Origin of the sequence: Arenibacter sp. P308M17 (assembly GCF_003426735.1) — a bacterium.
In the GTDB taxonomy this organism is placed as follows: domain Bacteria; phylum Bacteroidota; class Bacteroidia; order Flavobacteriales; family Flavobacteriaceae; genus Arenibacter.
The window spans coordinates 351,786-366,241 of the sequence record NZ_QVON01000002.1; the positions used below are offsets into that span (position 1 = coordinate 351,786).

9 protein-coding genes are annotated in these 14,456 nt (G+C 41.0%); 4 read left to right on the top strand and 5 right to left on the bottom strand.

What is annotated here, in order from left to right; translation table 11 throughout:
- The first annotated feature begins 69 nt into the window (after positions 1-69).
- From tilS to D0S24_RS05415, 4 genes are all read left to right on the top strand, one after another.
- Complete coding sequence (tilS, locus tag D0S24_RS05400) at positions 70-1,374, top strand: tRNA lysidine(34) synthetase TilS (protein ID WP_117018841.1); 1,305 nt, start codon at positions 70-72, stop codon at positions 1,372-1,374.
- Positions 1,374-3,356 (top strand): thioredoxin family protein, encoded by a 1,983-nt coding sequence (locus D0S24_RS05405; RefSeq protein ID WP_117018842.1) that lies wholly within the window; start codon positions 1,374-1,376, stop codon positions 3,354-3,356. Before tilS ends, D0S24_RS05405 begins: the two co-directional genes overlap by 1 nt.
- Positions 3,357-3,616: 260 nt before the next feature.
- Positions 3,617-5,497, top strand: a complete 1,881-nt coding sequence (locus tag D0S24_RS05410) for a CocE/NonD family hydrolase (protein WP_117018843.1) — start codon at positions 3,617-3,619, stop codon at positions 5,495-5,497.
- A 92-nt stretch (positions 5,498-5,589) separates the two neighbouring features.
- On the top strand, positions 5,590-7,986 hold the full coding sequence (locus tag D0S24_RS05415) for a penicillin acylase family protein (RefSeq protein WP_117018844.1): 2,397 nt from the start codon (positions 5,590-5,592) through the stop codon (positions 7,984-7,986).
- 316 nt (positions 7,987-8,302) lie between these two features.
- Here D0S24_RS05415 and D0S24_RS05420 read toward each other — a convergent pair whose 3' ends face one another.
- The 5 genes from D0S24_RS05420 to D0S24_RS05445 all read right to left on the bottom strand — a co-directional run bounded on the left by D0S24_RS05420 (position 8,303) and on the right by D0S24_RS05445 (position 14,266).
- Positions 8,303-9,838: a YifB family Mg chelatase-like AAA ATPase gene (locus D0S24_RS05420; RefSeq protein ID WP_117018845.1), complete on the bottom strand. Its 1,536-nt coding sequence runs from the start codon at positions 9,836-9,838 to the stop codon at positions 8,303-8,305.
- 175 nt (positions 9,839-10,013) lie between these two features.
- On the bottom strand, positions 10,014-11,324 hold the full coding sequence (locus D0S24_RS05425) for a serine hydrolase (protein WP_117018846.1): 1,311 nt from the start codon (positions 11,322-11,324) through the stop codon (positions 10,014-10,016).
- A 559-nt stretch (positions 11,325-11,883) separates the two neighbouring features.
- Positions 11,884-12,972, bottom strand: coding sequence for a Gfo/Idh/MocA family protein (locus D0S24_RS05435; protein ID WP_117019319.1), 1,089 nt, complete (start codon positions 12,970-12,972; stop codon positions 11,884-11,886).
- A gap of 221 nt (positions 12,973-13,193) precedes the next feature.
- Positions 13,194-13,733, bottom strand: coding sequence for a hypothetical protein (locus tag D0S24_RS05440; protein ID WP_117018848.1), 540 nt, complete (start codon positions 13,731-13,733; stop codon positions 13,194-13,196).
- An 89-nt stretch (positions 13,734-13,822) separates the two neighbouring features.
- The gene (locus D0S24_RS05445) at positions 13,823-14,266 is read right to left on the bottom strand and encodes a hypothetical protein (RefSeq protein ID WP_117018849.1); all 444 of its coding nucleotides are present in this window, start codon (positions 14,264-14,266) and stop codon (positions 13,823-13,825) included.
- Positions 14,267-14,456 lie beyond the last annotated feature (190 nt).

The window sequence follows — 14,456 nt, forward strand, 5'->3', positions numbered from 1 at the left end:
CAAGAAATGGCTCGGACCACTTTACTACCGAATGTAGCTGCTGTCGTTTTTCTTATGTAAATTAGCGGTGTGTTAGAAAAATTTAGGAACCACATAGACCTACACTTTCCCCATCTAAAAGAAGGTAAATTTATTTTGGCCTGTAGTGGGGGGGTGGACAGTGTTGTCCTGGCACATTTGTTTACTTCCTGCCATTTGGATTTCTCCCTAACACATTGCAATTTCAAATTGCGGGCATCGGAAAGTGATAAGGATGAAGATCTGGTCCGGGAATTGGCCAAAGAACTGGGTAAAGAACTCTTTGTGACCAGTTTTGATACCCATGGGTATATGGCCGAACATAAGATCAACTTGCAAATAGCCGCAAGGCAACTCCGGTATAATTGGTTTTCCCAAATAATGGCAGCGCATAAAATTAAAACCCTGGTTACGGCCCACCACGCCGATGATAACTTGGAAACCTTTCTAATTAACCTTTCAAGGGGAACGGGTATTGAAGGTCTTACGGGAATTCCAGTCCTAACAAATACCATCTCCAGACCCTTATTAATCTTTTCCCGAACCGAAATCAAAAAATATGCGGAAGAAAATACCATTCATTGGAGAGAGGATGCCAGTAATGAAAATACCAAATATGTAAGGAATAATATCCGGCATAATATTGTTCCAAAACTCAAGGAACTCCATCCTAATTTTTTGGAAAATTTTATACTGACCCAAGAATATCTGGGACAGACCCGTGAAATAGTAAATCGCCATATCGGCCAATTAAGAACACAGCTTTTTGAAAAAGAGGACAATGTGGAAAAGGTAAAGGTAGCCTCACTATTGGCCCTTAACCCTACCAAGGCCTATCTTTTTCATTTCCTTAGGGAATACGGGTTTACACAGTGGGAGGACATCTACGGACTGTTGAGTGCCAGTAGCGGAAAAGAAGTGCGTTCAAATACCCATAGATTATTGAAGGACAGGGATTTTTTGTTATTGAAGCCCATAGCAAAAAAAAATACAAAGTTTTTTGAAATCGAAGAGGGACAAAAAGAACTATCCTTCCCAATTTCCTTAAAAATAAGTACTGTTGAAGCCATCGAAGAAACCTCGCCAAAGATAATTTATATAGATAAAGAAACGTTAAAGTACCCATTAACGATCCGCAAATGCCAAAAAGGAGATTATTTTTACCCACTTGGAATGTCTGGCAGAAAAAAAATATCCAAATATTTCAAAGATAAAAAGATGGATATTTTTGCCAAGGAAAACCAATGGTTGTTGTGTTCCGGTGGCAATATTGTCTGGATTATAGGAAAACGTGCCGACGACCGTTATAAAATTACGGATAGGACCAAAGAAATTTTAAAGCTCATTTTGGAATAATGAAACAGATATTGGGATTGATTTTATTGGTATTCAATTTTTTCTTGGGATTTTCCCAGTCGGATAATAATCCGGCCGTATGGACCTATGAAGTAGAAAAAATATCGGATACCGAGTACACGCTTGTCTTTAAGGCCAATATTTACGAAGGTTGGCATATCTACTCCCAATTTACGGATGAAAATGGCTCCCTGCCCAGCGAATTTACATTTGAAAAAGCAGGGGAGGACTATGAATTGGTGGGGAGCACAACAGAAAGTGAAACCTTGACCGAGTATTCCGATATTTTTGAGGTAGACGAAACTTTCTTCAAAGAGAAGGCCGTCTTTACCCAGAGAATAAAATTACTGAATCCGGAAGTCGACCAAATTAGCGTTGAGTTGTTCTATCAAATCTGTAAGGAAGTCTGTATTCCAAAGGATGAAACATTCCATATTTCCCTTACCGGAGAGGAAATAGTTGTTGCAGAGCAACATGTGGACCAGCGTAGCCTGGATATGAGTGCTGCGCTAATGTTGGACCTAAAGAACAGGGAATTGTTGGTCAGCGGGGGCGATAAGGCGGTGAATGAAAAATCGGGCCTGTGGACCATTTTCGTTTTAGGCTTTTTGGGCGGACTAATTGCACTGCTGACACCATGTGTTTTTCCAATGATCCCTTTAACGGTTTCCTTCTTTACCAAACAGGGATCCAACAGGTCCAAAGGAATTGCCAATGCACTGCTTTATGGCTTTTTTATCGTATTGATTTATTTTCTTTTGAGTCTGCCCTTTCATTTGTTCGATTCCGTGGATTCCCAGATTTTGAATACCATTGCCACCAACGTATGGCTAAACCTATTTTTCTTCCTAATTTTTATATTCTTTGCCTTCTCCTTTTTCGGATATTATGAATTGACACTGCCCAGTTCTTGGGCCAATAAAATGGACTCGGCCTCTTCCAAAGTGGGAGGCGCATTTGGCATCTTTTTTATGGCGGTTACCCTGGCCATAGTATCCTTTTCATGTACCGGTCCCATTTTAGGGGGATTGTTGGGTAGTACTGCTTTGGCGGAGGGGGATGTGGCCACCAACCTGACGATGGGGATGATCGGTTTCGGAGTGGCCCTGGCATTGCCCTTTGGTCTTTTTGCCCTGTTCCCTACCTGGCTCAATTCCCTGCCCAAATCTGGGGGATGGATGACAACGGTAAAGGTTGCCCTTGGTTTCTTGGAGTTGGTACTGGCGTTTAAATTTCTATCCAATGCCGATCTGGTAGGTAATTGGGGAATCTTTAAAAGGGAAATCTTCTTGGGGATTTGGATCTTGTTATTTGTTTTACTTTCCCTTTATTTATTTGGAATATTAAGATTTCCACACGACGGACCAAAACAACGCCTGTCAACAGGAAGGAAGTTTGCGGCCGTCCTCAGTACCGCATTTTCCATTTACCTAATACTGGGGCTTTCAAAAATTACCGATTTAAAACTATTGAGCGGTTTCCCGCCACCCCAGTTTTATAGTATTTTTGAAACGGAAAGCGATTGTCCTTTGGGAATAGAATGTTTTAAGGATTTTGATAAGGGACTGGCCCATGCCAAAAAGTTGAATAAACCGATATTGTTGGATTTTACGGGCTGGGCCTGTGTTAACTGTAGGAAAATGGAGGAAACGGTTTGGAGCGAACCGGATATCTATCCCATCCTTAAGGACGAATATGTTTTGATATCGCTCTACATTGATGACAGAAAGGAATTGCCTGCCGAGGAACAATTCGATTTTAAATACGAATCCGGACGCGTAAAGACAATCAGCACCGTGGGCGAAAAATGGGGCACTTTCCAAACTTTGAATTTTAAGGCCGCCTCCCAACCCTATTATGTACTAATGTCCCCTGAACTGGAAATTTTGAATACGGCGGTTCAGTATACGGATAGGGACACTTATAAAGAGTGGCTAAAAAAAGGGGTGACCAATTTTAAGGAGCTGGGACAATTAAAATAAGTAGGTCTGTTGAAGACATGAAGCAATTCGTCATTCAATACCTAATTTAATTACTGGACTTTTATTGAACTGGGAATAAATACTACCATGAGGGGAAATGCAAAACTAGTGTTAAGTTAACCCTGAAATGACTTCTCGACTGCCCGCCCGAATGGGCCATTCGGTACGGGCGGGCGCTCGAAGTGACGATAGATTGTCTGGTCGAGCGGAGTCGAGACCTGAATTTAATGACATAACATCCTTAACATAACACTAGTGCTATGAACAAAATTTTAATCCTTTTATCGGCCATCATTCTATTATCGTGTGGAAGGACCGGAATCAAGACTTCCTCCAATACAAGCAATACCGAGATTGTTGATACTTATAATCCCAAGGATTTTTACAACAAAAAAGAGGTTGTTATTCCCATGCGTGACGGGAAAAAATTACATACCACCATTTATTCCCCCAAGGATACTTCCAAAAAGTATCCCATTCTCATATCCAGAACGCCTTATAGTTGTAGGCCCTATGGCTCCAACGAATACAAGGCCCTGTTATCCCCCAATAGAAAAATGATGAAGGAGGGAAATATTGTGGTGTACCAAGATGTTAGGGGCAGATGGAACAGTGAAGGGGTATATGACAATATGAGGGCGTATATCCCAAATAAAAAAGAAGGGGAAGTAGATGAGGCATCGGACACTTATGACACTATAGAATGGCTCATAAAGAATGTTGAAAACCACAACGGCAATGTAGGTATTTGGGGAATTTCCTATCCGGGTTTTTATGCCACCTATTCTTTATTGGATGCCCATCCCGCACTAAAGGCCGTGTCTCCCCAGGCTCCTATAGGGGACTTCTTTTTTGACGATTTTCATCATAACGGAGCCTATTTGTTAAGCTATTGGAGAGCTACTGCCGTATTTGGATACATGAAAGAACGGCCTACTACAGAAGAATGGTATTCTTTTCCAGAATTGGGTACGGAAGACCAATATCAGTTTTTTTTGGATGCGGGTCCCTTGTCCAATTTGGATAGATATTATAAGGAGGACAATATCTTTTGGCAGCAGCTAAAAGAACACCCCAATTATGATGATTTCTGGCAGAAACGCGGAATAATTCAACATTTGAAAAATATTAAGCCTGCAGTTATGACCGTTGGCGGGTGGTTTGATGCTGAAGATCTTTATGGCCCCCTCAATACTTATGGGCATATAGAAAAAAACAGCTCCAATTACAACACTATTGTAATGGGGCCCTGGAGCCATGGGGATTGGTCCAAGGAAACAAAACGCCAAGCCATTGGCAATGTCTATTTTGGGGATGACATTTCAAAATTCTATCAGGAAAATATAGAAACCCAATTTTTCAATCACTTCCTAAAAGGGGAGGGGGCCACCAATAATTTGCCAGAGGCCTATGTTTTTGATACGGGCGCAAAGGAATGGAAAACTTTTGATTCTTGGCCTCCCAAAAACACGGCCAAGCAAACCTATTCCCTGCAACGCAACCAACGTTTGGGACAAATGGCGACCAGGGAATACTCCTTTCAGGAATATATCAGCGATCCCAAGAAACCTGTTCCTTATTCCGAGGATATAAAAATGGTATTTACCCCCCGTAAATTCATGACCGATGATCAGCGTTTTGCTGCCCGAAGACCGGATGTTTTAATATTTGAAACCGAACCCTTGGAAGAGCCACTTACCCTTGCCGGTGATATATTGGCCAAACTAAACGTTTCCACCACCGGTACGGATGCGGATTGGATCGTTAAGGTCATTGACGTATATCCGGCAGACCATAAGGATTATGAGGAGACCCAGGCCTATCTCAAGATGGGGAACTATCATCAAATGCTGCGCAGTGAGGTAATGCGCGGTAGATTTAGAAATGATTTTTCACAACCGGAACCCTTTGTACCTGGGGAGGTAACCCAAGTAAATATAGACCTTCAGGATGTTTTCCACACCTTTAAAAAGGGCCATAAAATACAGGTGCAGATCCAAAGTACTATGTTTCCCTATATAGACATAAACCCTCAAACCTATGTAGATAATATTTTTTATGCGAAACCTGAAGACTTTCAAAAACGGACACATCGTGTATACAATACCTCTTTAATAGAGTTTACCGTCCTAAAACCCTAAAAATATTTCAGTATTAACACGATTATGGTACTCCCAGGAGGTACTTTTTTTATATCCTAAATTGCTATATCTTTAAGCTAAAACCAATACGGGTGAAAGTAATTAAAAGGCTGCTCTGGATAGTTTTGGGTGTTATCGCAATATTGGGGTCGAGTAGTGCCGTTTACATTTATACCCATACCCCTGAGTATGTGGGTACCATTAAAACAAAAAAATTAAATAATAAGGTAGACGTTTATTTTGACACTTATGGAATACCCCATATCTATGCCAAAGAGGAAGAAGATGCCCTAAGGGTATTGGGTTACGTCCATGCCCAGGACAGGTTGTGGCAGATGGAGCTGCTCCGTAGAATAGCAAAAGGCGGGCTTTCGGAGGTGTTTGGTGAAGAGATGCTGAAAACGGACAAATTCTTTCTGTCCTTGGGTATAGATGATGCTTCAGAACAAACAATTGGGAAAGTTTCAAAAAACAGTCCCATGGTGAAACTTTCCCAGGCATATTTGGATGGAATAAATCAATTTATTACTGAAGGGCCTACCCCCATAGAATTCCATCTTACCGGTTTAAAAAAAACACCATTTACCCTTAAGGATGTATATAATACTGTAGGTTATATGGCCTTTAGTTTTGCCATGGCCCATAAAACCGATCCCTTGCTCACCAACATCAAGGACAAACTGGGGCCGGCCTATTTAATGGATTTGGAAATAGGTACCAACCCTAAAAGCACATTGATAAAAAACTACAGGCCCATTATTCGCGATTCCCTTAAAAATGGGATAGCCGGCCTAGTTTCAGAAGTATTGAAAGATCTTCCCGTTCCTCAGTTCGAAGGGAGCAATAGTTGGGTAATAGCTCCCAATAAGACCAAGAACGGTAAAGTTATCTTGGCCAACGACCCCCATATTGGTTTTGCCCAACCCTCGGTATGGTATGAAGCCCATGTAAATGCCCCAAACTACGAAAAATATGGATATCATTTAGCGGGGGTGCCATTCCCCTTATTGGGGCATGATAGAAAATTGGCATACGGACTAACCATGTTCGAGAACGATGATATCGATTTTTACTATGAAGAGGAAAATCCAAAGGATCCCAGTGTCTACAGAACTTCTACGGGGTGGAAAAAATATGAACTGATAACCAAAACTATAAAAGTAAAAGGGGAGGATGACCATAGTTTTACCTTTAAGAGGACCCATCATGGTCCCATTCTCAACGGAATTGCCGATCAAGTAGCGGACAAGCGCCCCATAGCCATGTCCTGGATCTATACACAATTGGAAAATAAGGTCATGGATGCCCTATACAACATGTCGCACGCCCAAAACTTGTCGGAATTCAAAGAAGCCCTTCTAGATATACATGCCCCGGGTTTAAACATCATGTATGGGGATGCCATGGGTAATGTAGCATGGTTTGCAACGGCCAAACTATACCAAATGCCGGATAGTCTCAATACCAAATTTATTTTGGACGGAAGCAGGGGCAAGGATGAACGCGTTCGTTTTTTGGATTTTACAGAAAATCCCATGGCGATCAATCCCCCTTGGAACTATGTGTATTCTGCCAACAATCAGCCCGATTCCATCAATGGGAAATTTTACCCTGGCTATTATTTGCCCGAGAATAGGGCGAAAAGGATAGTAGCACTTTTAGCACCTAAAAATGACTGGGATAGGGCTGCGGTAGAGGCAATGATATTGGATGTTACTTCGGGTGTAAATGCCAAAGTGGTAACCAATTTGGCCAAAAGTATGGAAGTAAAGGATATGACGCAGGCACAGATCAACGTCCTGGACCAAATGAATGTATGGGACGGTAACAACCAATTGCTACAAATAGAACCTACCGTTTATCACCGCTGGATCTATTTCTTGCTTAAGAATACGTTTGAGGATGAATTGGGAACCCAAATGTTCCAGCAATTTTTGGACACCCATTTCCACAAAAGGTTAATAGCCCCAATGGTGGCAAAAGATAAATCGGTTTGGTGGGACGATGTTGGCACCAAGGATAGCGTAGAGACAAAATCCGAAAGGATAAACCTCTCCTTCAGACAAGCCTTTCGGTCGTTGGAAGAAGATTTTGGCACCGACCCAAGCCAATGGACCTGGAACAAGGTACACACCTTGGAACATGGGCACCCACTAGGGCAGGTAAAGCTACTTAGACCGTTTTTTAATGTGGGGCCATTCCCTGTTTCGGGAACTAGGGAAGTTATCAACAATATGTACTTTAAATATGATGATACGGGCTTATACCCAACTACTTCCGGCCCCTCTACAAGACGGGTAATCGACTTTTCCGACATCGAAAATAGCAGCAGTATCCTTCCAACAGGCCAGTCCGGAAATCCTTTCAGCGAACATTATGAAGATCAGGCCGAAATGTACATCCAGGGCAAATTTCGAAAAATGATGATGAACAAGGAGGAAATCGTTAAAACCCACGAATCCTTATTGATCTTTGAACCTAGTAAGTAGATTATTATCCTATAGTTGGAAGGTTCAAGGTTCAAAGTTTAAGGTTTAAGGTTTGAAGTTTGTGGTTCCTAGTTTCTGGTTTCAGTCCGAACATCTAAAATCTCATTTCTAGAATCTAGCATCTAGTCTAACTGTGTGGCTTCGACTTCGCTCAGCCACCAAATAGGTGGCAGATTCACAATTAACGGTTTTAACCTAATAAAAGCTCCTTCCACTGGAAAGGGGAAGGTGGCTTCGACGGAGGAGAAGACGGAAGGGGTGGAAGGTTCAAGGTTTGAAAGTTTAAAGTTACAAGGTTCAAAGTTTGTGGAAAGGTTTACCCTAACCAACCTTCACGGTCAAGGCTTCTGTACTGTATGGCTTCGCCGATGTGATTTCCATTAATATTTGCTGCATTTTCCAAATCGGCGATCGTTCTTGCCACTTTCAGGATCCTGTCGTAAGCCCTGGCGGAGAGGTTTAAACGCTCCATGGCATTTTTTAACAGTGTTTTGGAAGCATCATCCAATTGGCAATACTTTCTTATGTGTTTGGTATTCATTTGGGCATTGTAATGTATATTTTCCATTTCCATAAAGCGTTGAGTCTGAATTTCCCTAGCGGCGGTAACCCGCTTCCTTATTTCCACACTGCTTTCCCCTTTGCGTTCCTCGGATAATTTTTCAAATGGTACCGGGGTTACTTCAATGTGGATATCTATTCTGTCCAGCAATGGCCCCGAAATTTTACTCAAATAACGCTGCATCTCTGCAGGAGAAGAGGTTACCGGGGCATCCGGATCGTTAAAATAACCTCCGGGACTGGGATTCATACTGGCTACCAACATAAAACTACTGGGGTAGGTTACCGTAAACCGTGCCCTGGAAATGGTTACTTCCCGGTCTTCCAAGGGTTGGCGCATTACTTCCAGTACGCCCCGCTTAAATTCCGGTAGTTCGTCCAAAAACAAGACTCCGTTATGGGATAGGGAAATCTCCCCTGGTTGGGGATAGGCACCCCCGCCTACAAGGGCGACATCCGATATGGTATGATGTGGACTTCGGAACGGTCTTTGGTTCATAAGTCCCATATTTTTGATCTTTCCTACTACAGAGTGAATTTTGGTGGTCTCCAAGGCTTCGTGCAAGGTCATAGGGGGTAAAATAGAAGGTAGGCGTTTGGCCAACATGGTCTTTCCTGCACCGGGGGGACCTATCAGGATTATATTGTGACCCCCGGCAGCGGCGATTTCCATGCAGCGCTTTATGCTTTCCTGTCCTTTTACATCCGAAAAATCGAACTCGGGAAAATCCAGGCTTTTGTAAAATTCCTCTTTTGTGTCTATGATAGTCTGCTGTAAAGGGATGCCTTTATCAAAGAAGTCCATCACCTCTTTTATATTATCTATACCATATACTTCCAAGTCATCCACTATAGCGGCCTCCCTAGCATTTTCATTCGGTAAAATAAACCCTTTGAATCCCTCCTCCATAGCTTTGATGGCTATGGGCAAGGCTCCTTTTATAGACTGTAAACTTCCATCCAGGGAAAGCTCGCCCATAACAATATATTTTTCTATGGATTCCGATTTAATTTGACCTGAGGCGGCTAGGATACCCAGAGCCAAGGTTAGGTCGTAGGCCGAACCCTCTTTGCGAAGATCGGCAGGTGCCATATTAATGGTGATTTTTTTTCCAGGTATTTTGTAGCCGTTGTTCTGGAGTGCTGCCGCTATACGATAATTGCTTTCCTTTATGGCATTATCTGGCAAACCTACTAAATGGTATCCGATGCCTTTGTCTATATTCACTTCTACGGTAATGGTGGTAGCTTCTACCCCAAAAACCGCACTACCATAAACTTTTGTAAGCATTTACTTGTTATTTTTCTAAAAATAAACAAATAAATTAAATTTTCGGGGGTTGATTGGGTTTAGATGTTGGATGTTGGATGTTAGAATTGGGATATTAGACAATTAGATGCTAGATACATATTTCAACTTTACAACTTTATAACATTATAACTTTCAACATTAAACTATGAACCACTTATTCCAAATCTAGCTGTACAAGGTGAGTAGCAGTATTCAGTTGGTTATAAGGTGAGGGTTGTCCATAAATTTCCTTTACTATGGCATACAGGTCCGGAATTACAGTTTTGGCAATGTTACTGTTATTGCTCAATAGTACACAGATCCCCAGATCGGCTTCCGGATAAATAGCAATTTCATTCCTATAATCATTGACACTTCCCCCATGATGCCAAATGGTTCTTTCTTGGTCGGAGTCCTTCTCCATAAATTTATGTATTCTCCAACCATAGCCATAAAAAGACGATTTGTGTCCTGGCCAATGTTGGTAATACTTGCTTTCCCCTTTAATTTCTATAAAGGGGGAAAAAGTTTCTGCAAGGGCGGAATTGCTCATTAATTCGGGATTGTGTCCTAGTAAAAACCGCATCCATTTGGCCATATCATCAGGGCTGGCACTAATCCCCCCAGCTGCAATGGCGTTGTAATAATTGTTTGTAAGAGGCAATGTTCTCCAGCCGTTTCCTCTTTTGGAGTGTGGCATGGCCACATTTTCCATATGTGCCAAGGTTTCAAAATCCATGGTGGTGGAACACATGCCCAATGGATTAAAAAAGGTGTTGGTCAATACCTCACTTATCTCCTGCCCGGTTGCTTTGAGTATCATTTCACCACAAAGGGCAAACATGGCATTTTGGTAGCTGTACATGGCTCCTGGTTCACTTATAGGGGTAATTTCCTTAAAACGTTGGGCAATATCCTTTAGTGGAAGTCCAGCTTCAACAAGATTGGTATAACTATGGTAAGGTGTTCCCGCAGTGTGCGATAATATATTGGCCAGAGTAATTCTATTCGTATTGTCCCTATCACCAAATTTAAATTCCGGTATAAAATCGCTTACCTTATCTTCCCAATGTAATTTGCCCTCATCCTTTAATTCTGCAACCAATACCCCCGCAAATCCTTTGGAAAGGGATCCCAACCTGAAAATAGTCCCCCCATCCACAAGCGCATTGTGATTGGCACTTCTTTTTCCATAACCATCCGAAATTATAATGGAATCATCCTTTACAATACTCACTCCGGCACCTACAATATCCCCTGCTATTATAGCTTTATCAAAATAGGCATTAATGGCTACTTTTAATTCATCTTGATGCCTTTTGTAAAGAAGTTTCTCTTTAGTGATCAGAACGTTCTTTAAATGATCCATATTTGTAACTGCCACTTGTGATTCTGGATCGGTGGCCGACTTAAAAGCATTTAAAACAAGGGTTACCAGGGTAAGGATTAAAAGCGAAATTCCGATTAAGATTTTGCTTCTCTTCATAAGGGGAGTACTTTTTTAATTTAAAACTTGCTAAATATAGGATGATATACTTAAATAACGGCCGAAATACACCGTTTCTTATTTACATCCTTGTTTTTTAACACTTAAATTAAACTAGTATCCAGCTAATGGCGCTTACTAAGAACAAAAGACATTTCGATTTCATTTTTGGCACGAGCGTGACGATCGCTCCAACTAGGAATTGGGTATGCGATATGGGGGCTTAACCTTGGCTTGCCAACGCTTTCACCTCTATTATGTGCAAACTAAATCAGGACGTTAGCACATAAATGGCCCACGCCAAGCAAAAGGCGCAATAGAGATAAAATAAAAATTCGTTCAATGTAGTATTTTCCTTCATAATATTGGGTTTACAAATAAAACCCAAAAATCCAAGGAAAAGGATTATAGTTCCTATGTATGGAACAAAATTTCGATGACCCGACCCCAATTCGGACAAAGGGTCAAAATCATCTATTAAAGTAAAATCCTACAAAACCATAAAACCAAGAAATACAACGGTTTAACGATGGTTTTTTGATATAAAACCATATCGATACTACAATTTGACCACACAATTCTGCGCAGCTGATTTGTAGATGGCCTCCACTACGCGAATATCCCTCAGGCCTTCTTCGCCTGGAACAATTAAGTCGGTTTTCTCCATAATGGCCATGGCATCCTCATCCATTTGCTTGGCCTGCTGGTTGGGGATAGGAAATTTAATGATCGTCCCATCGGACATACTTCCATTATTGCCGTTATAGGAGCTGTGGGGTTCCATTTTTAACCAACCTTTTTCATAGTTTACCTGAAGATGGTTCATATTTATGCCAAAACTTGTCTGGCACGATGCCCTGGCTCCACTGGGAAATTCCAATTGAAACATCATGGTCTCCTCTACCTCGTGATAAATTTCAGGTCGGGTAGTGGATGCCTGTGCCAGTACGGAAATAGGTTCTTCGCCAGTGGCCAATCGGGCACCTTGTAGCGCATACACCCCCATATCGCCCATTGCACCGCCACCTAATTCTTTGTTTTGCTTCCAATGATCGGTCCGCCCATCAAAATATCCTGCAGCCGAAGTCACCATCCGTACCTTTCCAAATGGTCTTTCCTTGCCCACTTTCATATAGGCCTGAATATTGGGATCGTGTTGACAGCGGTAACCAATAGCGAGTTTTACTTTATTGTCCTTACAGGCCTTGATCATTGCCTCACAATCGGCCACAGAGGGGGCCATTGGCTTTTCGCACCATACATGCTTGCCAGCGTTTGCCGCCCTTATGGTATATTCCGCATGCATGGAAGGGGGTAAGACCACATAGACTACATCTATATCCGGGTTGTTGGCTATTGTATCAAAATTCTTGTAATTGTAAATGTTCTTATCCGCAATACCATACTTTTCTTTCCATACAGGAATTTTTTCAGGACTTCCGGTGACAATTCCCCTTAACTCGCAATGGTTGGTCAATTGTAGGGCAGGGGCAAGAAGATCGGTACTATAGTATCCCAATCCTACAAGGGCCACCCCTAATTTTCTCTTTTGCGTCCTGGTCGAGGAGAGCAATGCATTTGGTGTAAATGCAGTTGTTGCAACAATTATTCCCGCTTTTTTAATAAATATTCGTCTTTCCTTTTCCATGGTTTTGTTTTGAAGGTATAAAATACCACAAAAATTTGATATTTCCATGAAAATAAGATAAGGCTCTAGGGTGTAAAGGGTATTCCAAGATTAAGGGAATTGCATTCCCTATTTCCAAAATACCTCAATTCCTTATTGAATGGCCATATACTACTCCGTACGATCCCTAGAATTTCATAGTAATCGTAAAATAAACGAAAGATTAAAAAATTGAAAAACCGTTATTCCTTTTTCTGAAGGTTTTGGACCAGAAGGTCTTTTAAAACGTATGCCGCCACAAGAATTGATCCTGTAACCAGGGTAGGGGTGGCATATTCCCATTCCAGTATTTTTGTCAGGCTTCCAATAATTATGGCCAATATACCAATGATCATCATTGTGTTCCATATAAAATATGCAATATCACTTCTATTGTCGTCCTTATCATCTATGAGATATGTAGTGCCTTCCATAATGACCCAAATAATAAAGGCCAAGCCTCCTATTACCTGAAAAAAATCAGTATGGGAGATATCCAAAATTTGGAAAATTCCATTTAAGGACCAGGACGTTACCAAAATTAATTTGTTGTATTGCAGAAATCCTTTCTTGGTTTTTCTCCAAAATCGCCATGCATACAATACTACAATAGCAAGAAGGGAAGTTAATATTAAGGGATTTGCGACCGTAGTAAAATGTGCAATTTTACAAAGAAAGCCTACCACAAGTAAGGAAATGGCAATTATTAAAGGTGTTCTCAAAATCTTCTTTTCTGTTTCCATAAAATGGTTTTTAAGATTCTTAGCATTCAGTTTTGGTATTACTGAATTGCCCTTGTCCTTATTTTAAAAGACATTTCATGTATCCCTAACTAAAGCACTTTAATATTGGCCTTCAGCCCTTGCACTATTCCCAATATATTATCTACGGTTTCTTTTAAATAATATTTAATGAGTACGTGTGGGATACGAATAGTGGTAAATCCGTTTCTAAAAGAATGCATGGCTTCTTCCAAATCGTTAATAGCCTGTTCATGGGTTATGGAATGGAATTCCGTGTCGATTTCTATATTAAGTTTTACCCTGGATATAGCAATATCCACCGACTTTTTTCCGTCCCACCATTCCAACATTGGATTTAAACCTGCATTTTTTAAACCATAATATAGTTGTATGGCTTCCTTGGGGGTTCTTTTAAGTTTGATCAGCTTTTCCATTCTGCCCTTATGCTTCGAACAAAGTGCTATTCCTAAGAAGTCCATCGCACTTTTATGGTCAAGATGATCAAGCTCCTTATTACAATCTAAACATGTCATTCAAGTAGGTTAAAAATTTAATTTGGGATTATTATAACCGTAATATTTTTGGAATATTATGTAAAGGTTATCCAAAGGGGCCATCTTTTAGACGAACTGCAACTTTTTAGATGAACTACCTATTTTTTAAACCACTTGGCCTTTAAAAATCAAATATTCTTCGGCATTTTGATATAACCATATATATTTA